We start from the raw sequence: 24,289 nt of genomic DNA on the forward strand, positions 1-24,289 counted from the left end.
CGGCTAACAGTCGCTGAATAAAGGCTAAATCACTCTCCTGCCATTGGGTGATAAATTCTCTTTCCGGATAGGTCTCTTTTAATTCCAAACGGTAATCAACGCCGGTAAATTCATGGCTGCGTAACACTGTTTCAACCACACTAATAACACTTTGGTTTTGAAAGATAGCGCTGTTGCGGCTCAGTGACAGTCGGGCTAATCTTGGCGATAACACCACCCGATAATGCGCTTCATCCCGGCTGACCGACAGCAGACTAAATGCAGTAATTACCCCATAAAGAGTGCGGGCTTGTCCTGCTGTGGGTAAGTCCGTTAAGGAGCGTATCGCTGTATTAAGCAAATTGCCGGTAAACGGATTAAAGCAGAACGAAGCTTTTTGATTCAGCAGGGTTTCAATCGATAGTTGTTTATCAGTACAGGTAAACTCTATAGTGTATTGCCACGGCTGGTTTAACTGCTCTTCACCATTAACCTTTAATACTGAAACAGGTGCATTTAACCCGTCAACCGTTAAGGTATAACGATTATGGCTGACAGCTAAGCCTGTCAGTCCATGGAGTAACTCTTGACCCAATGGGCCAATGAATTTGGCTAATTCCTTTTTCATATTACATCCCTTAATATCCCTGACCATTTCTTGGCAGTTTTTAATTTTTTAGTTATTAACCGCTAACTTTTATACGCTTTATATTTTAGAGTTTTTTAATCATTAAACATTAAAAAACTAATTAATACCTTGTTGCTTTTTTGGTATATTTTAAACGAGCTTTACCATCTGGCATAAAATAGGTTCCATATTTAACCAATCCACCTTCTTTGAAATAACAAACTAATTCATAACTTAATACCATAGAATCATTAATTTTTTCATCAATATTAATACTAACTGATTCTAATCTTGGCTCATAAATCAGAAGCGTTTTCTCTATTGCTCGCATTAATACATAAGCAGAAGAAGGCAAAGCCTGAAAGATTGTTGACATATCGGGAAGCCCATAATCTGGCAGATGTTTTATCGCACCGGCCCGGCTATTTAAAATTCGCTCAATATTATCCATAACACTGATTATGGTTTGTTCATTTTCTGATACATCATCAATATCAATTCCGGATTCAAAATAACCGTATAATATGTCATATAGTGAAGCACTCATTTACTTTTCTTCCACTAGTTCAATTGAATATTTATTTGCAATAATTTCACGTGGATCGGTGATATGTAAATCATCTCGAGATAAGACTAATCGCCAACTGTCATCTTTCAAATTGGGTTCTTTATAAAGTGCAACGATTCCAACCTTTTCGGCCTTCTTATCAAAAGGTGTGTCTATCGAAATTGAAGTATTTGGTTTTAAGACAACTTCTTTACTTTCAATGAGAGAATCTTTTAATATCTCGCTATCTTGATCAACCAGATCTTGATAAGAAGCTGAGATAAAAGAATCTTCTTCTTTTAACTGATATATGCGAATTACCACCGGAGATGAGCGGCTTTCATCATCTAAATTTAATTCAGCTCTGGCTGTAATATCTAAATGTAACGTTCTAATGTTCCACTTGAAAACGGAATCGCTTATCCCTGTTACGGTTTCTGTCACACTCTGAGCAATACCACACCCTGTTAACCAAATCATTAATAAGCAAGTAGTTATCGATTTTATTATTCTCATTTCAATTCCTTTTTTAATATGCCTGATAATCAATACCAGAATAAAATCCTATATTTACCAATACATCTTCAATGGCGTCTTTATTGGTATTGGTTTTAGTAAATGATGCAGTTAATCCCAATCGACTATTGTTGGGGGTCAATTGGCTTTTCGGTAAAAATTTTCTTTTTATACGTAATGTGATTTTGGCATCAACCTGATAACCTAAATAAACACGTAATAAAGCCAAAATATCATGAAAGGTTTGACCATCCGGCAGAAGATCCGTAATTTGATTTTCGTGTTGAGGGGTGATAATGATATGTATACACTGATTACACTCTTTAAAGCGAGATCCAAGGATAGCACCACCATCTAATCCAATTTTTTGCTGACCTTGCCCACCTAATTTTGCAGGTTGATCGATCGATTGCCATATAGGATAAAACTCAATAACATCTACTTTAGCATCTTCAACCAATAATCGAATTAAGCCAGCGACTCCTTGTGCAGTACGTGTTTTTTGAGACATAGTCCCAAGCAACGCAAAGAAACGAGATAACGGCGTACCAATCTGTTTACTCGTTCCTTTAATACCCAAACCAATTAGTCCGAATAAACATTGTGATATCGGATCTCGCCCACCACTTAAATAGCTTGCTGGATAATGGTATTTTAACCAGATTCGGTAAAACTGAGTAATCACCCTATGGTTAAAAATATCCAAAAAGTCAGTCATAGCCTGATAATTTTCTTCTCGGCGAATGATATTATCAAGCAACCCCAGTGGCAATACAGCATCGACACCATATAAACCCAAAAACCGTGTCCTTACTGTTGTTGGTCGATTTAAATAAGGTGACTTTTCAATACACTTCAATTCGCTCGCGGGAAAAGACATATCGACTGAAGGTGCAAATCTTAATGGGTCAGATACAGGTGATTCGAATCGACCTAAAGATGGCTCTTTATCATATAATTGCTCGAGTAACTGACAAAAACGATAAAAGTTAATTTTTGGCAGATTTTTTTCAAGCATTTGCATTAAAGGGCTATTTTCGATGCTTTGCTCTGATTCCATACAATTTTATTTCCTGTTGGTAAAATAATCATAACCAATTGAGTGAAAAGATTTACATCAGCATATAATGCGAAAAATTGATGTAATAATTCACCAAAAAGTCGCACATCACCTTCACCGGTAAATTGATAACTATTGATTGTCACTTCTATTTCTATCCCTCGTTGCAACATACCTTTTACTGTGCGTTTTATCATCCTATGCGTTACTTCTACAATCCCCTCTAAACGGCGGCGATTAAGTTCGTTATCTGTCCAATCATATAAAGCAAGCGTTCCACGCAAAACTTCTGCATTCATGAGTGAAAGATAATTTGGTGCAAGATGAGATAATACTCGCCAATAAAAACGATCTTCCGTTGGCGGATAACAAGGCATGGTTGGAGAGCAAAGATTGCGCACTTTAGCGATATTACTATTTGAATCTTTAAGATCATTAATTCGTGCATTACGTAAAGATTTACGTGGTAACATCCCATTGGTACCAGTGACACGCAAAGATAAGGTTTCAGTTTCAAGCAACTCATTTTTATCCCAAATCTTTCCGCCTAAAATTAACCATGTATCATGTAAACCGGATGCACCTTTTCTAACACGGGTATGATAGTATCTTTCCGGAGCATCATATCTTAACATACCACCACGATGTTTGAAGCTAGTGAATGGCACATAACGATATCGCCCATCACGCGTAATTGATTCTACATGTTCAACTGAGTAGACCTCAATATGACCATCTTGACGAAGTAATGGACGAAGCAAATATTCACTCTCTAATTGATTTACAACAATCGGATCAGCTTCCATATCAAACAAGTTGATAACAGGTACGCAATGCAAACAAATATTATCATTTTGCAACGGCATATCGCTTGGCCAGGTCTGATTAAGAACTATTTCAATATCTATATAAGAACAAGAGTCTGATAACTGACAACTATCTAAACCATGTAAATCCACAAACATGAATTTTTCACGGAAAGCAAAATATTCTAGTAATAATTGATAACCGGAAAACGCATTATCCGCTTTTAACCATAAGCGGTCTTCATCACTAAAACCAACCGGAGTGATCTTGCCATTTAACTCGAGTTTGTTTTCGGGATTATTCGAATAACGAATAGACATTGATGCAATTTGTTGCGTTAATGCCAGATGCAAATTTGAGGCTATTGGCGCATCCGCATTTAAATACAAACGTAAACAAGATAGATCTAACTGCTCCAAATCGGCAAGTTCACTAAAACTTAAACGAATGGTTATCATGCTTCGACCATCATGATTAATACCAAGGTTAACTTGACTGATTTTAATTGGCTGTAATGTTACCGCCTGAGTTGTTCTAAATGGACATTTAGTGCCAACCTGCCCAACAGGTTCAGTCTGCATTTGTAAACCTTTTGGGATTAACTCTTGACGTGATAATGTCGAAAAATTAGGCGTTAATTCAACGATTGATAATGACGGAATTAAACGTAAATAGTGAGGCCAAAGTAAAGTCACTAGGCTTTCAGTTAACTCAGGTAAATCATCATCAATCTTTTGACGTAATCGTCCTGTTAAAAAAGCAAATCCTTCAAATAATCGCTCCACATAAGGGTCTCTGTCCCCGACATTATCTAAATTTAATAAATTCGCTCTATCAGGATGTATTTTTGCAAATTCCTTTCCGGCCTCTCGCAAATATCGCATTTCCGATTCATAGTAGCCTAAAATTAAATCATCCATTGTTTATCTCTTTTATTGTAACGTTATATTTTATTGAATTTATTTCGCCTGTTTTTATTCAGACCGTTAGTTGAATTTATCGTTAAATAAAACTCAATGCTCGAGCAGGGTCAAGCTGCATTAATTCATGTTGTAATAAGTCTATTTTCTCCAACAGCTCTATTTTTGTGTTATCTTTAGATTTATTTTTCTGCTTCAATAACCTTAACAGACAACGTTTAACATCAAATAGTAATTCAGGTTCCCACTCCAAAAATGAGATACCTTGCTGTTGGCCATTTAAGCCTGTCAATAAATTTAAGGCAACATCATGTTTGCCAAATTGTTCAGCAACTCTTGCTTGTGTATATTGAACTAGATACCGCTGCTTTGCTGTTCTGATTGACGGCATATTTTGTAACCATTGAAAGGCTTGCTCTAAACTCTCACTATGAGCCAATTCTAACGCTTGCGTTTCTATTTCACTCCAGTTGTTCTCACCAGATATAGAAATAGGGGCGATACTGTCACCTTCATCTAAATGGTGAATACGGGCATTACTGGCTATCCAACTAAGTGTTTCATCATCGGCAAAAGGCATACCATTTTCGTAGCTCAGTCTCTCAATTCCATTTAACCGTTCAAGCATTAAGCCAATATCTGTTAAAAATATATCAGCCCATGCTTGATATTGTCCGCCCATTTTTTGGAAAGAAAGCACGGTTGCACGTTGAAGATCTAACCAAAAATGATTAGCCCCCTCCATAAAAGCAGCCTCTACACGTTCGAAAAGATCTAACCATTGTTGCTGAATAATTAACCGGCTGATATTTTGTTTTAGCTCAGCTCTTGGTGCAGGTAAACGTGTTCTTCCTCGATGATCAGTAGGTGGTAACTCCAAAACTGTATCCCAGCGCAAAATTCGTAAAAAGCGAGCTGCCGCAAGATAACCTTCGGGTTTCTCACGTAAGAAAACCGCCATTTTACGTGCTTGATCGAGTAATTCTCGTTGCGATCCAATTTTAACATCGACTATTTTAGGTGTTGATTCCGATGCCGGTATGACTTGAGGCTCACTTGCGGTAGCAACTTCAACTTGAGAATTTTTGGCTTCATGCTTCAAGTTATTACTAAAAAAGCTGACCAGTGCGGATAGGTCTGGTGCTTCGATAGATTGTTCAGATGTTTCACTTACAAATAGTGATTGGCATGTCGTTTCAATCAAATTTAAAGCAAAAATGATTCGTGTTAGATTAGCTTCAGGTAGTGGTCTTAAATTAGCTAATAACTCTATAAATCTAGCGTTTGCTAACCACTCAATAGCATTTTTTCGAATATTATGCCGTGAAGGGTAAATTATTGTTCCAAATTTATCGAGTAATCCAGCCAGTAATTCAACCCCATCGGTGTAGCCGTCAACACCATCTAAATTTAGGCGAGCTAAACAATAATAAGTTGCAACTCGAATATCTTTACTATTTTGTTTTAGTATATTTTCGCTTTCAATAGCAACCATTTGATAATCAATACCAGAAAGTTTAGCAATCTCCTCTTTTATCTCCTGAAAAGTATCATGATAAGTTAAATCTTCACCAGTTGGTTTTTCCAAACTAATTGGCTCTAACCAATCAGCCCACTTTTGATTTAACTCTTTTTTTATTGATTCATCTGGGTCTTGTGTACCAAATAAACGGCTTAGTAGCTGACTAAACATAATCGTATTCCATTATCTATCTCTTATAAATACTTACTCAAATACCCTATCTGGTAAGTTAAAGTTACGTAATTTTAATAAAGTCAATGGACCACTACCTAACTGTGTCCTTAAAATATAGCGTAACCTTTTGCCATCTGATGTTTTCCAAACCACTTCAAAACGGCTGGAATCAAGTTGTTTAACTGACGCTTTTTCTAACAGGCGTATCCATGCCCAGTCACCATGGTAATAATTAAAAAGCTTCAAGCCAGTTTCATCTGTGCTCCAGCTAAGTTGTGAATAAGGAGAATAACCATCGCCCGGCCAATTAAACCGTTGCCATGTCGGGGCTTGATTAAAATATTCTGATCTTTGCTTATTAATAATTAATTCTGTACGAACAATCTGATTACCGCTACGCGGCATTAAATCGAAAGATAATGCGACATCACCTGAAGTTATTAGTTCCGAGGAAATATCATTAAATAATTCTAATGTTTCTAGAAATGCTGGTGAAAAATTAAGCCCTTGAGCATTAACCGCATTAACTACCCATCTTCCCCCTTTCTTTTCTAATACACCATTAAGCTCATTGACAATAAAGTTATCGATAATACCTGTATCACTCCTTAAAAAACGAGCAACTTCTGATAAAGAAGCTTCATTATCACTATTTTTGAACGGGTAACGACCGGCGAAAGATTTTTCCCATTGATTAACAACATAATTTTGCCAAACACTATTAAAACTATCAGCGGCAGGAGTTAAAACTACTTGCCAAGATTGTTCTAGGGGTTGTTTAAATAAGCTATGACCAAATCCAGACCATTCATCGCCCAAATTAGCGGCAATTAAATTGCCATAATCTCGTGTTTCAGTTAGATCAACGGAAGAACCTTTGAAAACACTTTTTGCCAGACCTTGCATCATAGCTTGAGGATCTTGACTGTTAGTTACATTTTGTAATTTTAAGCGCACTTGAGTAACACGAGATAGATAAGTTTGTAGTGATAATCCATTGTTGTTATCATTCTTAAGCAAACTCAATACGGGTGCAAAAGTGGCAGTTAAAGGCCCTGATGACTCATTTTCTTCTGGCATTGGTAAAACTGATTGATTCTTTTTACCCATAATTTGTTGTGCTGTACGCATTAAATTATCGGATATGCCATTGCCTTTATATTCAACTTCTGACTGATATTTAATAACATTGATTAATGCAATTAAGGGAGACTGGCGATTATCGGCGAGTAAGGTTAATTGTGCAATTACATCTGAAACATTATCTGCTTGTTGCCATTTAATTGTGTTTAAAAAATCAAGCCATGCAGCACTATATTCACTGAAATATTGATCTGTCAGCTGTTTTTTTAAAATTTCAGGCGCAATCGAAGCAGTTAAGTTGCTTTGATTATCATCACCTAATACCCAATCTATTTGTTCTTGTCGCATTTTTGCAGCATCTTCAATTTCTTCTTTTATTAACCCTTCCCAAGCTTTACGAGTATAGACACCTGGAATTTCGGTCTCATTAGAAAACAACAAATGGCTATCAATTCCTTCAAGCAATTGATCTAAACTTTGATTAGAATATTGTTGGCTTGCTCGCTGAATTATCTCTTGATACAACGTGTTAACGGCATTTTTTACGCCAATTTTATTTATCAGTATTTTTTGTGTACTTTTGACAAGTTGTTTATCTTCAAAAAGGCTCCACTCCGGGTGCAAATTCAGCATTTGTCCCCAAAAACGAACTAATTCTGGCATTATTTGTTGCCAGTCACCATCTTTTATCTCTTTTGGTGCTCGCCAATTTTGAGCGGCAAAATCACTTAAATAGTGTCCATCACTTTTATCAGGATGACTTAGCATTAAATAAGCTTTCAAATAGTCGTAAGCTGAATCAACTAATTTTTTTCGTTCCGGGCTTTCAGGCGGTAGCGTTGTTAATGAAACTAAATAGTTGGTCAAAAGATCATGAAACGGCGTTGCAATATTACGTGAATTAGTCACTTTATAAGTAAGCCATAATTTTTGTAACAATTCATCATTATGGTTTAACCCAAAACGGTGTGATAATGGCGAGCCATGTTGCTGACGGTGAAGCAATTGCGCTACACGCTGCTGTAATTGAAATTGTGTTTGCAATTTGGACAGATAATCTTGCTTAACAGAATTATCAGCTTGTTTTGCCAATTCAATTGTACTATCAATAAGCGAGGCATTATTAAAGTAAGAAGTGACAATACCTATACCGCTAATAACTAAAAGCCCCAAAAAGGCGCAAGCTGAAACCATTCCCCATTGAATTCCCATGCGTCGCCCTTGCTGTTGATTAGCGTCATCACTAATCGACTGCCATGTCGGTGTCATTAATAGATAATTATCATAAAATGGGCTATCTTCCATTAATGAGGTTTGATTAGGTATAAAAAACAACCCTCTCACCTGTGGTGAAAAAGGCAGAGAGGTTAATGTTAATAGGTAATTTTCAATCTTATTGATATCACCTTTAACAAGTTTTTGGCTAAGATTTAAAAGAAAAGAATAGTTACTGTTTACTTTAATTTGTTGAACGCCACGCTTACTACACAATATCGAAAGCTCATTAAGAGACGATACAACGGATGCCATTGTATCTTTTTTTAATGTTGGCAAAAGTAAACCGACACTTTGCTCAATGCGATCCTTTTGTGACCACTCACTATTTTCTGTAGCAACAAGATAAACTGGCGCTGACCATTTTAACAACTTATCACGTGATTTAAATTGTGTTATCGCTTTTTCAATGGTTAATTGTTGCCAAGGAGTTTCATTAAGATAGTTATTAGGTACAACCCAAATTATTGCATTTAAAGGTTTAAGAAAAAACGGAATAATTCTTGATAATTGCTTTTTTAACGCCAGTAACCAAGGTGTATTGAGTGGATCTTCTATGTTTCCACCATAAATCATTAAAGTTTTATCGTTTAACTGCCATTGATTTTGTTGTAGACGAGGAAATGCTGACTCCACATCCGATGATGCACCTATGACTAAACATTTTCTAATTTTATAACGCCAGAAAAGCCCCGAAATATAGCGGCATTTTTTTTGAATTTCTGCAAATTCAGGGAAAGGGGTTACTTTTATTGGTTTTGCTGTTTCATTAGGATTAAGCGCTTCACGCTTGATTTTATCTTTTGCTGCAATACGAAGGCTATTGGTAATGATTGCGGGAATTAAAAGTAAGCCTAATATAAACAGCATACAATAGACCCACATTTCCAATTTACGTCCAAATGTAGTAAAACCTAATTCATCACCCCAGAAAAAAAGACCTAAGGCTATAGATACAGCACTTAATAAAATAATGAAAAATAATCCAGCACGTTTCCATTTGTGACTCATTTACAACTCCATTTCCCTTTTTTACATTCCCTTGACTACTGAAAGTAACTTTTGATTCATACTTTGCGAAGCAATTAAGTTATTTTGATTAGTTATCGTTATCATTTCACAGGCTAATGCCAATGCAAGCCAATAAGAAAGTTCGGTTTGATTTCCAACAAAAATCTCAAGCATATATAGATGTTCAGGAACGATCTGATAATCAGCTAACTGTTTTATAATATTAATTTTTTCCTTACTGTCGATGTTTGTGAACCAAAGCTGATTGATCTCTTCTAATGCACATTGCATATCAACCATCTGTTTTAAATCAGTGGTCAAATCATTCGATATCATCGGTCTTAAAATTTCACTTTTCGCAAAACTAATGTTTAGCTCTTGATAATAAGTTTTATTGGTCAACAAAAAAGCAGCAACAAACGCTGAACCATTTGATTTAGCGTTATTAATGATAATTAATTGGACTCCTGGCTGAGATGAATCAATATTTTCAATTAAATTTTCTATATTTGTATTTTGCAAAATCTGATGAGATAGATTATAACCTAACGATATTTGGGCATTTTTATAGGCATGACTAATAGTTTGATCTATATAGCTAAAACTATCTGGTGAAGACAAAACTTTAATGTCCAGGTGTTCTGTAGAAGGTAATTGAATTAGTGTATCTTTTATCGCGAAAAAAAGATCCTCAATGTACCTTTCGGCTTTTACATCCCCTTCAAACTCTAGTGACTTATTAACTTGAGAGTCTATATTCGATGCATTACTATAGATTTCCATACTAGTTATATGTGTTGGTATGGAGTAATAACTATCGAGAACAACTAATGACTGCATTGCCCATTTTTGCCAGTTTTGATCGACCTTTTGCTGTTCCTGTTGCCATATTTCATATTCTTCTTGAGATAATCCATAAAGATATAATCGTATGCCAAAAGCGGAACCACCGATTAAAGTTGGTATAAATGTTGCCACCGCCCAATACATCCACTGAGAGTGAAAATTTTTACTTGGCCAAATTGCAGCAAGAATTAAACAAGTAATAATAAATAATACAATAAAGAAAAGAAACCACCTTCCACGGTTTAACTTTACCGGTGGTTTTATAATATTTAGAGTATTTGGTTTAGGCCAAGACATAATTTTAATCAATCTCCGATGTAGTGGTTGTTGCAATAACCTTGCAGCCACAAGCACAGGCACATTGATCCATAACAACAGGTTTACCGTCTGAGAATGTATAAGTGGAAGCTTCAATAATTGGGTTTACACCATGACCGGGTAAAGGGCAACTGACTAAATCCCCTAATAGCGCTACTAACTTACCTTCTATATTCGTTTTTGACGATACCGAAATCACCCTACCTCCATGTGTTGTTGGATCACCCAATCGTACGACGTTTCTACCCATTTATATTCCTTTATGATTCTAGGTTATTTTCCACTTTTTGAATTAAAGATTTTAGATTCATTAAAATAGTATTAAAACTGATAATCTTTTTTAATCATTACCTTGCTAAAGTATGTTAAATCTGAAGATCAAACATAAATAAAGCAATTTATCTAAAATGATTTATAACAAGTTCACTTCGAATAAAACAGTCAAATAGCCTAGTTATATTCTTAGTTTAGCTTTGTTGTTAATCACCATTAACATGGACAAATAACTATGAGAAAACTAACCTCATCATCCGCCAGAAAAGTTGAGCAACTTTAGCTAACCTAAACTGTTAGCTAATTAGTCTTTACTAACAAATATCATGAGATCAGTTAACTCATTTTCCATGTTATGTCCCCCTTTTATTCCTTAAAAGGTATTTATCTTTATATTTTATTTATCCTTTTTAACTGGTTTACTTTTTTTATTTGTTTTTTCTGTTGATTGAGCCTTCACCTTTGTCGCTTTTTGAGACTTATTTTTTTTAATCTCAGCCTTACTTTGTTCATTCCCCCACTCAAGCACAATACCTTCTGACTCGTTAAAATCGAGTATTAGTTTTGGTACTTCACTATCTGTGCTATTACTTCTTTGTAAAAGTAAATTTGAAACCACAGGTAAAATTTGCTGATTTAATATGCTATCAATATTTCTAGCACCAGTGTCAGGTAAAAGACAAGCCGACACTAATGTGTCATATAATTTTTCACCAACTTCAAACACTATCTTGTAATGTTTTTGTAATCGGCTAGCAACTTTATTGAGTTTCATTTCAACAATTTTACGTAAAGCTTGTTGACCTAGTGGCGTATAAATCACAGTTTGAAAACGAGCTAATAACGCAGGTTGGAAATGTTCTCGTATAATTGGGCGTAATAGTTCTTGCTGAGTAGCTGTATCTGCATCTGGCATTTCATCAAAAAGCGCCATTAGTTCATCACTACCCAAATTAGAGGTCATTAATATCAAAGTATTACGGAAATCAATTTCACGTCCTTCACCATCACGCATAAACCCACGGTCGAATACTTGATAAAATAAATTAAGAACATCACGATGTGCTTTTTCAACTTCATCCAGTAATACAACACTATAAGGTCTTTTGCGAACAGCTTCGGTTAACACACCTCCCTGTCCATATCCTACATATCCTGGTGGTGACCCCTTAAGTTGTGATACAGTATGTGACTCCTGATATTCCGACATATTAATCGTTACAATTGATTGATCTCCACCAAATAAAGTATCAGCAAGTGCTAATGCCGTTTCTGTTTTACCAACACCTGAAGGACCAACTAATAAAAATACGCCCATAGGAGCATCTTCTGAAGTTAGTCCTGTTTTTGCTGCACGAATTCGTTTAGCGATTTCAAAAAGTGCATTATCTTGGCCTACAACTCGTTTTCCTAAATCTTCCTCGAGAGAAAGCAAGTGGCTTTGTTCATCTTTTAATAAACTTTCTAAAGGTACACCAGTCCAGTCAGAAATAACAGCAGAGACCACCCGACTGTCAACGTCAAGTGATAGTAAAGGCATGTTACCTTGTAGATCTGACAATTCTTTTTGCATATCACTTAATTGACTAAGTACTTTTTTATCAGATTTATTGGTAAGTTTTTGTCTCAATGCTATTAATTTTTCAACTATTTTTTTCTCTTTTTCAAATTGCTGCTGTTTGTTATTCAAAAGATCTGTCAATTGGGTTAACTGCAACGCTATTTCATTTAAACGTTCATCTGATATTTTTTCACCTAGCGCAAAATCTGCTTCGATTGCTTGTTTTTCTATGTTAAAAGAGGCAATTTTTGCTTCGAGTTCAGTGATCGATTCAGGGATAGTATCAAGCCCCATGCGAACACGAGCAGATGCAGTGTCGAGTAAATCGACTGCTTTATCCGGCAATTGGCGGCCACTAATATATCGACGAGATAGCGAAACGGCCGTTTTCACTGCTTCATCTAAAATATGCACGCCATGATGCTTAGCGTATCTTGATTTCAAGCCACGTAACATAAGGGATGCTTTTTCATCATCCGGTTCATCCACTTTAACCATTTGAAATCGGCGTTCTAATGCAGCATCTTTTTCAAAATATTGTTTGTATTCAGACCAAGTTGTGGCTGCGATAGTGCGTAATTCACCCCTTGCTAATGCTGGCTTTAATAAATTAGCAGCATCTGCTCCCCCGGCTGAATTACCTGCGCCAATAATAGTATGTGCTTCATCGATAAAAAGGAGTACCGGAGTTGGTGATTGTTGTACTGCATCAATCACATTTTTTAATCTCTGTTCAAATTCACCTTTAACGCCTGCACCAGCCTGTAGTAAACCTAAATCAAGCGTTAGTATGCTTACATTTTCAAGATTTTTGGGGATGTTTCCTTCAGCTATACGAAGTGCTAATCCTTCCACAAGAGCTGTTTTACCCACACCTGGTTCACCAACTAAAATTGGATTATTTTTACGGCGACGTGATAATATGTCTACCATTTGTCTGATTTCACTATCACGACCAAAAACTGGGTCAATTTTTCCGGCTTTGGCTTTTTCAGTTACATTTTCTGTAAAGCGCTCAAGGGCAGCTTTATGATGATTTGCCTGTGTATTCGGTTTGTCACTATTTGTTGTATTTTCGAATGATCCAGATTTTTCATTTCTGTTCATTGCTGTTTCTTTATTAACTTGTGTATTAATATCTAAAGTTTCAGCAGATGTTGAGGTTGAATCTGAATAATAGTTGTATTGATATAGTGGGTTTTCATCAGATACCGTATCTAATTTCGAACGAATTTTTTTTAATGAAACAGCTGGTAAACTCAATAATTGCCATGCATCTTGAGCTTTAAGACAGTGTGGCATTTCAACTAAAGCTTGTAAAATATGGACAGAACGGATCATCTCTTCTTGATCTTCTAATGATGCCTTCAGCCATGCTGATTGAATTACCGCTATTAATGATGATGATAAACTAGGTTTGGAATCGATTGTATGTGGTAAGAAATCCAGATATTTAAGTAATCCAGACCAGACTTTATCCATATCAAGTTGATAATGTCTAGCTATGATTGTTATATCGCCTGAACCCTGCTCTAATAATTTCAATAACCAATGTTCAAGTGTAACTTCTGTATGAGCTCTTGTTTGGCATAATCCAGCAGCCGCTTCTAAAGATTTTGCACAATAAGAATTTAGTCGTCTCAATAAGATAGAGGGGTCAGTAATCATTTGCAGTCCTTTTCTAATTACATTATTAGTATTATTATGACAGCCCCTATTAATGGCTAATAAGGGCTGTGTTAATTAAATTAACCTCGGCTTTCTACCCAGCTGTCTGAGTGAATGATGTTGCCATCTTTATAAGTCCAGGTAATTTTTTCATAACGAAGTTCAATACGCTCAAGGTGATTGTATTGCTCTTTTGTTGGATCTTTGATGTTGTGCATTTCTGGTTTAACAGAAACAACTTTAACGCCATCCATTAAAGTATTGAAATACTCAACTTCTTGACCCGCATCGTTAATTTTGTACCACTTGATCTCAACTGATTGTAAGTTTTGACCGGTAGTAACGGCTTTGTAAAGGTAAGGCGATGAAGCATCAACTTCTTTAACAAATTCAAGTGCTTTATGTACACGTGTACCTGTTAATTTACCTGTATTACCATCTGTAGGGATGTATACTCGGTGGTCAAACTCAACCACTTCAACACTACCCTCGCGCCCAACAACGGTTACAGAACCTTTGATTTCAGCACCGCCATCATCCTTTAAAAACATATAAGCTGGAACAGCCATTGTTTGTCTCCTTTTGTTGTTTTTGCTTTACATATTTAGTTTTCTCTCGACCAAATACAATTTGACGATTGAGGAACTAAATTAATTTCTACCCTTCGATTTTTAGCACGACCCTCTAGCGTGTCGTTACTCACTAAAGGTTTTTTGGCTCCATGCCCTTGAATGGCAAAACAGGTCTCCGGTAAGTCACTGGCTTTTAAAATCCAATCACGTACCGACATTGCACGATTAAATGATAATTGTTCGTTTTTTAACTCATCACCGACCGAATCGGTATGACCTGCAATGATAATTAGCCAGCCTGTTTCCGGATTGGTATTCATCTGTTTTTTGATATCAACTAAAGCATTAATTAATACTTTTTCAGATCCCGTTTTTAAATTTGCTTGTCCACTTTCAAACAAAGCTAAACTATCAAGACGAATGGACGGAGGTGGCTCTTTGAAGATAACTTCCGTTTTTTCGACTATTACTTTCTCAGGTTCTGGTGGTTTTGCCACATAGTCACTCATTGATACATTTAAAGGCTCCACAAGTTGTGAACCACGGTATAACCCCATTCCTAAACGGATAGGTTCTCCTTGCGTAAAATATTCATTTAATAATGACTTATCGTTTTTTAATACATCCAATGCTTGTCGTTTTTCTTCATAGTTATTCATTGGAATTAAACGATAGTGATGAATATCATTCTGGATTTGACTAATAAACTTAACATTATTACAAAATGAAGCGCCTAAACAGCCCATGATAAACAGTGAAGTAATCATGATTAAACCACAAACCATTGAACACATATGAGAAAATGGATACGCTATTGGCATAAACTTAATCAAACTATCTGGTGGAGTAATACCGCCTTGAATAGTGTGAGTATTAGGAAGTGATAAGGTAGTCGCACTTTCCCATAGTTTTTGCATTATATTTTCATTTATAAGCGTTTTATTCGTTGGGTAAATCACCACTCCTGATGGCACACATTTAGCAATCGGTTGTTTCTCACTAATTAACGTCGTTAAAACATTAGTTTCAAACCATGATTGAGTTTCATTGAGAAATGGACGAAGTCGTAAGCGCCTTTCCCTTTCATCACTTGGGATCTTGATATCATTAACCCAATTATTGATTGGTGATAAATAACGATCGAGTAAATATAACTTTTGATTAACTGACTGAAACCAGTAAACCGGTAAAGGATTATACTCATCATAAATCAGGTCATTTAGCCCAATATGTACCGATAAATAAACAGGTAATTGATATTTTGCTATACGACAAGTATCAACCCAAGACTGCCGAAATGCTTGCAATTTTGCAACAAATAAACCTTGTTTATCTTCTATTTCAGGATTTAATGCCAAAAATACCCCGACACGACCTAACATGTCAGGCCATTTAGCAATCAATGAATCATAGACTATTGGTAAATGTGAGTACTCATCGACATATATCCAAACTGCTTCTGAAGAGACTAAGACATTTGATTGAGCTAATGTTAAATCTTCAGGAAAAAAATCTTTTGCTGCACTACCAGTCACTAATAAAATGGGTAAACGATAACGTTGTCTTGCAGGTAATAAATCAAGTTTTTCCGTTAAAAATTGAATATTTGCCGTAGAGGCCGCTAACACACGCCGATAACGAAGCATCTGCCAAAAACATCCACCTGCAATAGCGAAAACTATAATTGAACCTAATATCTTCCAACCTATTGTAATTGGCAAAAAAACGAATAATAACAATAGGCTTAAGACTAATGCATATATTATTTGAATATACTTTGGGTAATCGCTCATAATAAACCTTTCTAACCAACAAGTTGCTTAACTAATTTATCGAGTTGATTATCCAACACAAAGTAAAGTCCAATAACAGCCATAACTGACAATGCGGTACATGCTAACAAAATGGCTTTACGACCTTGATAACGATACGTTTTCGGCTGTTCTATAATTGGATAAGATTGATCTGGTTCGTATTCACGTAATGATTCACGTAAAGCTAAAATTAGATGTTCTCGTTCCATTTGCGGTTTATCCAGATAACAACCTTGAAAACCTAGCCCTAAAACTCTATCAAAACAAGCCAACACTAACTCTGCTTTTTTATCAGCCTTAAGTCTGGAACGTATTTTTTCAAACAGATCATAACCTGCATTATGAGTATTAAAATAAATGACTTGCAACGGCGATCCTAACCACTCATCATAATCTTGATTTTTGGGGTTATCACGATGGCAAAGTAGCACAGTTTCATCCAATAAGGCACATAAAGCATAACAAATGTCATCAATGACATCTTGAGAGTATTGCGCATTATGTAACTGCTCTTGAACGTTTAAAACTTGCTGTTTACAAAGCTCATACAATTTATGACCTGAGGGGATATCAGCTTTAGCTTTTAACTGAACTACAACCAAGATCGAATCACGTAGTAGCTGATCAATATTAATTGGGTTAGATTCTATACTCATAATTCGTCCCTATGATCGTAAAACTGCAAACAGCTCTAATGAAATATCAGGCATTGCTCTTGGCACATAAAATTCACAACAACGGGCAGTCAACATATTTTTTGCTGCTTCATGTGAAAGATCTAATGCAAAATATTGATTGTCTAAACGTACTGGTATTGCAGCAGGCACATGACTTAATGCTTTAATTGGTATTCCTGATAATGCAGAATGAATAATTTGTCTGACATCATCTGGCGCACCTGCTTTACACAAGATTGGAAATCTTGATTGTAATTGATGCCCAGGCATACTCGAGCGAACTGACAAATAAAAATCAGCTTCCTCAACAAGCCGAGAATCATTTAATTGTCCTGTCCACAAGGTATCTTTATCATGAACTAATTCAATTTTAACGACTCGAGACGGCAAGCTCTCTTCAAGCAAGTTACGTACTAGCCCAAACAAAGGAGGGAAAACTTCATTAAGATTGTTATGTTGGTATGCAGGAATACCATCAACATCATTGAGTAATGAAAATGTTAACAATGCACCAGTAAACGCAGTTAGTGTTTGGTATAGCTTTTCAGGATGAACTGAGGGATTATCCCGAAAAAATCTAATCTGAGGTTCATAAGTATTTAACGCATTTAAAAGCCAAAACAAAGACACATCTGCTGTAGCAAATTCTGCAATTTGCTGATTACGTTCATGTCGCATTCCCATTAAATGGTGACGTTTTGCTTGCATTTGAATACATAAAAGTTCTAACTCTTTGACAAGAGTACCACTTTGCGTAAATAAATTTAGCGATGGTGGAAGGTATTCTAAATCAAGCACAAATCGCCCATTAAGATCACGTTTTAAACGAGCAACAGGACAAGTTAAATAATCACTCTGATTTTCAAAATCAAATAAGAATGTTAACGCATAGTGCTCGACAGCAATACTTTGGACATTTTGGCCAAGCAAATCTGGAACTTCAACCCATTCTTGCCGAAAACGAAGTGGTCTTTCAAGACGCTGGTTTTCTTGTAAACAGTTCCCACCATTGGCTTGCAAAAGTGGAATACCGATAAAAACGGTTACTTCATCAAGCTCCGGCGGAACATCGATATTTAATATTCTGGCCTCAGGTAATTTATCAGCAACATCCGTATTGATAACAACACCATCAGGAAAACGAATATTGATTGATTCAGCTTGCAACCTATCTACAGTAAGCGCATAAGTATCAATTGTAAGACTTTCAATCCCCCAAGGGTTAGCTACGGCTAAAGTAGCTAATTTTTGTAAAGAGAATTGTTGCCACAACGTTTGCTGCTGGAATTGTTGAGGCGTCAAAAAGACGCCTTCGTTCCATAATGGACGAAATAGTTTCATCAGGTCTAACACTCCTTATTAGATATTAATGAAATCAGGCTAAAACACTTATGCTTTAGCTTTTGGCATCTGAGATACCATTGATAAATTAATATCCATTCCTTCAATTTGGAAATGAGGAATTAAGAAGGTTTTAACGCGGAAGAATCCTGGATTATCTTCAATATCTTCTACAATAACGTTAGCTTCTTTTAATGGATGAGAAGCTTGTACTTCATCACTAGGATCTGTCATTTCAGTCACTAAATTGCTTACCCATTTATTCAATTCAAGTTCAAGCAAACGACGATCTTTTGTTGCACCAATATTTTCACGCTGAATAACTTTCAGATAATGCGCAATACGTGATAACAAGAAGATATAAGGCAAACGAGCGTTAATACGACTGTTAGCAGTTGCTTCTTTTGTGTCATAAAGAGCCGGTTTTTGCGTTGAGTTTGCCGAGAAGAAACATGCATAATCTCTATTTTTATAGAATGATAATGGAATAAATCCTAAATTAGCAAATTCAAACTCACGTGTTTCCGGAATAAGCACTTCGGTTGGAATTTTAACTTGATTACCGGTACCTAAATCATAAAGGTGAATAGGTAAGTCTTCAACCAATCCGCCAGCTTGAGGTCCTCTGATTTGAACACACCAACCATTACGAATGAAACTTTTCGCCATATTAGCTGCAAAAGCATAAGATGCATTAGCCCATAAATAACGGTTATGATCTAAACCTTTAACATTTTCAATATAATTAAAACTACGGACAGGAATGGTATCTGGACCATATGGTAAACGCGCAAGAACTCTTGGCAAAGTTAATCCGATATAACGAGAATCATCAGTTTCACGGAAACTATTCCATTTAGTATATTCAGCACGGTCAAAATAATTAGCAATATCCTTGATTGCTGCGACCTCTTCCATGGTTTCTTTACCAAAGAATTTAGGACCAACAGAGCTAATAAATGGCATGTGCGCAGCGGCCGCTACTTTGGAAACATTACGTAACAAGGCGATATCTTGTGGGTTACGATCAAATTCATAATTTGAAATCGTTACACCAATTGGCTCACCACCCGGGGTATCATATTCTTGGATATAGGTATGTCGATAGAAACCAGTTTGAATTATTTCCGGTGCATCTTCAAAATCTTGTCGTAGTTCTTCTTTTGAGACGTCTAATAATTCAATTTTTACATTACGACGAAAATCAGTACGATCAACTAAGAATTTAAGCCCACGCCAAGTACCTTCGATCTCCTGGAATGTTTCGTGATGCATAATCTCATCAAGTTGACGGCTTAATTTTTGGTCTATTTGACTAATATGATAATCTAATAAATGTTTATCTAGCTTCTCAATTTTTTGCGATGAACTTTGGATCAATTTAAGTAAAATATTGATCGCCATTGTAACACGTTCATCTTGCGAAGATTCAAATAGTACTTCGTTATCTTCAAACTTATCAATTTCACCAGCTTTTTCAATTGGATTTAAATTGATTTTATCAAACAAAGATTGGTAAACACTGCCATTCTCATGTACAACCGTTTTAGTTGTGCTGTCTTGCTTTTTAATGTTCATAACTCTATTCTCTTAATTGCTACCAAAACTTTATATTTTGTCCAAAAAATAAAGTTTTAATTTATTGAATTTCTACTTTTCACTTTCAGATACAATTGACTCTAACTCAGCTCGAAGCTCATCAGTTAATTGTTCGTTTTTCACTATTTTTTCAAGCTCATAACGGAAAGTAGCGTTATCTAATAAGTTTGATTTTAAATCTCTTAAAAGGTTACGCATTGCAAGTAAAGAACGGAGTTGTGGTATTTTTTTAGCAACTTGTTCGGGGGAAAAATCTTTCATATCTTCAAAAGATAAATCAACATTAAATTCACTGCCATCATCTGCAAGTGTGTTACGAACACTAATTTTGGCTTGCGGATTAAAATCTTTAAGAACTGCATTGAAATTATTTTTGTTAATAGATACCTTTTCTTTTTCTGAAAGAGGGCGTTTATCCTTGCCACGACCATAATCGCCAATAGATAAAATTTTGAGGGGTAATTCGACTTTCTTTTTCGCACCGCCAGTATGTAAATCTAAACTAATATTAACACGAGCAGCAGGGACTTCGTTTTGAAAACTGTTTGACATAACTTCTCCTGAATTTCCATTTCCTTTTTTTAAGGATGATCAATAAACAACCTTAAGTAGAAAATAAATTACACGATTAAAGTTTAAATTACAAACTTAAGCCGGATAACTAATTAATGCTCTTTTAGAAACTATGAGAACTTAATAGAAACTATAAGCACATTACCTCATTTTTCTAATTAAATTAAAAATGAATAAAAAAATCTTAAGTAAAAATTAAATTAATTTAAAGGATTAAAAAATTATTAATTATATAATTTTGTATATAAATCAATAAGAAATATTAGGGTAAATTAACGATAAAATTTTTTTGGAAAGCACCATTTATCAACTGCTAAAAAATATACAATAATGGTAACCTATGTCATGTATTTTTTTTATCAAAAAAATTAAGAACACAAAAAATGCATTTATATCTACAAACAGAAACCATACAAGCGCACAAATTTTCGCCGATTGTTAAAGAATTTAAATAAAATTTACAATTAAAAATGCAAAATTTCATCATAAAAACAGGTTACTCTGTAAATTTTAGCGCTTAAAAAAGTATCGTTTAATACAATTGATAACACGTTATCCAGATATCAACGATAATAAAACGTTGGCAACTCAAATAAATATGAAACCGATAGTTGGTTAAAAGACAAATGATAATAATTAAATTACAGTTGATTTAAATTGTTTTATTTGTTGATTTATTTGTTGTTTTAAGCTGATTATACAATGAAAAATCATCAAAACGTTCCAAAAAATATCAGCTCTCTATAAAATGACTTTTTTTATCAAATAAATAAAGGGAATTGATATTTTCAATCTTCCTTTTATTTTGCTCTTGTGTACTATAGCGATATTTTTGTGGGCTAAGGCCAATTCTTTTTTTGAAAATACGAGAAAAATAGAGTTGATCTTCAAAACCACAACAGAGCCCTATTTCAGCAATATTCATTTGTGTTGTTTGTAATAAAATCTTTGCACGACTTATTCTTTGTTCTTGTCGCCATTCACCAATCGACATGCCCATCTGATCTTTAAAAATATGTGCAATTCTCGATGTTGACAAACAAACTTTATCAGCAACGTTATCTAACAAAAATTTATTCTGATCCAGAGTATCAATCAGATAGTTACACACTTGCAATACACGATTATCAATACTTAGTGCAAACGTATCTGAACTTTCTTGAGCACGCCTTATTAAAAATTGCTCAAGCATACTCATAGCTAAATTTTCAGAATAAATAATCGTGGATTGTCCCACTTCGACAATTTTAATAAATAATTGCTCCAGCTCTTCTTTAACTTTAATGCTAGGGCGATAAAAACCTGTATTTTCTAATCGATTTTCCCAAGTTAACAAATATTTCCATGTTGATCTTGGTCTAAAATAGATCCAGAAGTGAAACCAATTATTTTCATCGTCTTTACGTCCATACAGGTGAGGCTCTTTTGGTGGAAATAGGACAAAATCACCGGGATGACAATTAAAAAATTCCTGATTACGATAAATAGTTCCCTGACCTGCGTAAGTTAGATTGATTATATAACCATTTAATCCCTTTGGGCGATCAATAAAAAAATCAAATTTCCCTGCTTTTTCTATAGGTGTTAACCCCGATACAAGATGAACATTAAATGAATAGCCTGGAAGCAGAGGATCATTTTGTTGAAAAGTATTCATCTTTTACCGCCCTATTTTTCTAAGATTTTTTTATTTTTACATAAAAATTCTTTTTGAATAGTAGCAATAGTGAGATCTCTATCACAAAACAAAATACCTAGACAGAATCGTCTATATTTATAGCAATAAATAACCTACTGGATAAAACTTAAATTAATTATTCTTCCGTAAAAGTTCCATTTAATTTGTTTTTGAGGTGGTATCGGATGAATAAAAAAATAGCAATTGGATTAGATTTTGGCAGCGATTCAGTCAGGGCTTTAGCGGTTGATTGTCAAAATGGTCAAGAATTAGCAACAGAAGTTGTGTATTACTCACGTTGGGCAAAAGGTGAATTTTGTGATCCGAAAAAGAATCAATTCAGGCATCACCCACTTGATTATATTGAATCAATGACCCTATCAATTCAATCTGTAGTCAAACAACTTGACACTTATGCTAACAATGTAGTTGCTATTGGTGTTGACTCGACAGGATCAACTCCCGCCCCAATTAATGATAATGGTGATGTACTAGCCCTGAAACCAGAGTTTACCAATAATCCTAATGCCATGTTTGTATTATGGAAAGATCATACCTCAGTGAACGAGGCAGAAGAAATTAATCAGCTATGCGCAACGTCCGACTATTCTCAGTATTTAGAATATTGTGGTGGTGTATATTCTTCTGAATGGTTTTGGGCGAAAATCATGCATATTTTCCGCCATGATAATGCCGTGAAAAATTCAACTGCATCATGGATTGAATTATGTGATTGGATCCCAGCTTTATTATCCGGAACGACAGCGCCCAATAAAATTAAACGCGGGCGATGCGCAGCCGGCCATAAATGTTTTTGGAGTGAACAATGGAATGGCTTACCGCCGTATGAATTTTTTGAAAAGCTTGACCCTTCACTTGTCAATGTACTGCCTTATCCATTGTTTAAAGAGACCTATACTGCCGATAAGCAAGTGGGAGTCATCACATCACACTGGGCAGACAAACTAGGATTGCCGACATCAGTTGTTATTGCCGGAGGCGCTTTTGACTGCCATATGGGTGCGGTTGGTGCAGGTGCTGAGCCTTATACTTTAGTAAAAGTAATTGGCACTTCAACATGCGATATATTACTGGCAGAAAAAGAAGTCATTAAAGATCGTTCAATCAAAGGTATTTGTGGTCAAGTTGATGGTAGCGTAATGCCTAATTATATTGGATTAGAGGCTGGCCAATCAGCTTTTGGTGATATGTATGCTTGGTATCAAACATTACTAGGTTGGCCGCTTAACCAATTAACCAAACAATTACCCGAAATACAATATGAAGTTGATCAATTAAAACAAACATTATTGAACCAGCTAGCCACGCAATGGTCTCAAAACCCTAATTTAGACAATATCCCAATAATCCTTGATTGGTTTAATGGACGCAGAACTCCATTTGCTAATCAACGGCTCAAAGGAGTTATCTCCAATTTAACGATTGCAACCGATGCTTTAACACTTTTTGGTGGTTTGATTTTATCAACTGCATTTGGTGCTAAAGCAATTATGGAATGTTTTATTGAACAACAAGTCCCTGTAAATAATATTGTTACATTAGGTGGTATAGCCAAAAAATCCCCTGTTATTATGCAAGTTTGTGCTGATGTTATGAATCGTCAATTAAAAGTTGTCAAATCAGAACAATGCTGTGCATTAGGTGCAGCAATTTTTGCAGCCGTTTCAGCCAATATTTATCCCGACATTCCAACCGCTCAAAAAATAATGTCCAGTAAGATCGAAAAAATGTTTATTCCAAATGCCGAAAGAGCCGCCAAATATCAGCAGCTGTATAGCAAGTATCTAACTTGGTCTACCTCTTGCGAACCTAATTATCACGTTTAG

The 24,289-nt window shown here is 35.5% G+C and carries 18 protein-coding genes; 1 reads left to right on the plus strand and 17 read right to left on the minus strand.

Annotation, left to right across the window (positions count from 1 at the left end):
- From J3U74_RS04260 to araC, 17 genes are all read right to left on the minus strand, one after another.
- Positions 1 to 607 (minus strand): contractile injection system protein, VgrG/Pvc8 family (locus tag J3U74_RS04260; RefSeq protein ID WP_267337946.1); only part of this gene is annotated, 607 nt, incomplete at its 3' end.
- A 121-nt stretch (positions 608 to 728) separates the two neighbouring features.
- Positions 729 to 1,154, minus strand: coding sequence for a type VI secretion system baseplate subunit TssE (gene tssE / locus J3U74_RS04265; protein WP_220219106.1), 426 nt, complete (start codon positions 1,152 to 1,154; stop codon positions 729 to 731).
- Complete coding sequence (gene tssJ, locus J3U74_RS04270; RefSeq protein WP_220219105.1) at positions 1,155 to 1,670, minus strand: type VI secretion system lipoprotein TssJ; 516 nt, start codon at positions 1,668 to 1,670, stop codon at positions 1,155 to 1,157.
- 13 nt (positions 1,671 to 1,683) lie between these two features.
- The gene (tssG, locus tag J3U74_RS04275; RefSeq protein WP_267328553.1) at positions 1,684 to 2,730 is read right to left on the minus strand and encodes a type VI secretion system baseplate subunit TssG; all 1,047 of its coding nucleotides are present in this window, start codon (positions 2,728 to 2,730) and stop codon (positions 1,684 to 1,686) included.
- Positions 2,694 to 4,457, minus strand: a complete 1,764-nt coding sequence (tssF, locus tag J3U74_RS04280; RefSeq protein ID WP_267328554.1) for a type VI secretion system baseplate subunit TssF — start codon at positions 4,455 to 4,457, stop codon at positions 2,694 to 2,696. Before tssF ends, tssG begins: the two co-directional genes overlap by 37 nt.
- A gap of 82 nt (positions 4,458 to 4,539) precedes the next feature.
- Complete coding sequence (gene tssA / locus J3U74_RS04285) at positions 4,540 to 6,150, minus strand: type VI secretion system protein TssA (protein ID WP_267328555.1); 1,611 nt, start codon at positions 6,148 to 6,150, stop codon at positions 4,540 to 4,542.
- A 33-nt stretch (positions 6,151 to 6,183) separates the two neighbouring features.
- Complete coding sequence (locus J3U74_RS04290; protein ID WP_267328556.1) at positions 6,184 to 9,522, minus strand: ImcF-related family protein; 3,339 nt, start codon at positions 9,520 to 9,522, stop codon at positions 6,184 to 6,186.
- 21 nt (positions 9,523 to 9,543) lie between these two features.
- On the minus strand, positions 9,544 to 10,665 hold the full coding sequence (locus tag J3U74_RS04295) for a hypothetical protein (RefSeq protein WP_267335419.1): 1,122 nt from the start codon (positions 10,663 to 10,665) through the stop codon (positions 9,544 to 9,546).
- A gap of 4 nt (positions 10,666 to 10,669) precedes the next feature.
- A complete protein-coding gene (locus J3U74_RS04300; protein ID WP_220219099.1) occupies positions 10,670 to 10,936 on the minus strand; it encodes a PAAR domain-containing protein in 267 nt (88 codons plus the stop codon).
- A gap of 420 nt (positions 10,937 to 11,356) precedes the next feature.
- On the minus strand, positions 11,357 to 14,188 hold the full coding sequence (gene tssH, locus J3U74_RS04305; protein WP_267328558.1) for a type VI secretion system ATPase TssH: 2,832 nt from the start codon (positions 14,186 to 14,188) through the stop codon (positions 11,357 to 11,359).
- 80 nt (positions 14,189 to 14,268) lie between these two features.
- Positions 14,269 to 14,757 (minus strand): Hcp family type VI secretion system effector, encoded by a 489-nt coding sequence (locus J3U74_RS04310; protein ID WP_220219097.1) that lies wholly within the window; start codon positions 14,755 to 14,757, stop codon positions 14,269 to 14,271.
- A gap of 35 nt (positions 14,758 to 14,792) precedes the next feature.
- Positions 14,793 to 16,406 carry an OmpA family protein gene (locus tag J3U74_RS04315; RefSeq protein WP_267328559.1) on the minus strand — a complete coding sequence of 538 codons (1,614 nt, stop codon included), beginning with the start codon at positions 16,404 to 16,406 and terminating at the stop codon, positions 14,793 to 14,795.
- 158 nt (positions 16,407 to 16,564) lie between these two features.
- Positions 16,565 to 17,230 (minus strand): type VI secretion system protein TssL, short form, encoded by a 666-nt coding sequence (gene tssL, locus J3U74_RS04320; protein WP_220219095.1) that lies wholly within the window; start codon positions 17,228 to 17,230, stop codon positions 16,565 to 16,567.
- Positions 17,231 to 17,239: 9 nt separating this feature from the next.
- Positions 17,240 to 18,592: a type VI secretion system baseplate subunit TssK gene (gene tssK, locus J3U74_RS04325; RefSeq protein WP_267328560.1), complete on the minus strand. Its 1,353-nt coding sequence runs from the start codon at positions 18,590 to 18,592 to the stop codon at positions 17,240 to 17,242.
- A 48-nt stretch (positions 18,593 to 18,640) separates the two neighbouring features.
- On the minus strand, positions 18,641 to 20,170 hold the full coding sequence (gene tssC, locus J3U74_RS04330) for a type VI secretion system contractile sheath large subunit (protein WP_220219093.1): 1,530 nt from the start codon (positions 20,168 to 20,170) through the stop codon (positions 18,641 to 18,643).
- Between the two features lie 72 nt (positions 20,171 to 20,242).
- The gene (gene tssB, locus J3U74_RS04335) at positions 20,243 to 20,743 is read right to left on the minus strand and encodes a type VI secretion system contractile sheath small subunit (protein WP_220219092.1); all 501 of its coding nucleotides are present in this window, start codon (positions 20,741 to 20,743) and stop codon (positions 20,243 to 20,245) included.
- Positions 20,744 to 21,497: 754 nt separating this feature from the next.
- Complete coding sequence (araC, locus tag J3U74_RS04340; RefSeq protein ID WP_220219091.1) at positions 21,498 to 22,421, minus strand: arabinose operon transcriptional regulator AraC; 924 nt, start codon at positions 22,419 to 22,421, stop codon at positions 21,498 to 21,500.
- A gap of 206 nt (positions 22,422 to 22,627) precedes the next feature.
- Between araC and J3U74_RS04345 the strand changes: the two genes are divergently transcribed.
- Positions 22,628 to 24,289, plus strand: a complete 1,662-nt coding sequence (locus J3U74_RS04345; protein WP_267328561.1) for a ribulokinase — start codon at positions 22,628 to 22,630, stop codon at positions 24,287 to 24,289.

The sequence above is a fragment of the Gilliamella sp. B3892 genome, assembly GCF_026536305.1.
In the GTDB taxonomy this organism is placed as follows: domain Bacteria; phylum Pseudomonadota; class Gammaproteobacteria; order Enterobacterales; family Orbaceae; genus Gilliamella.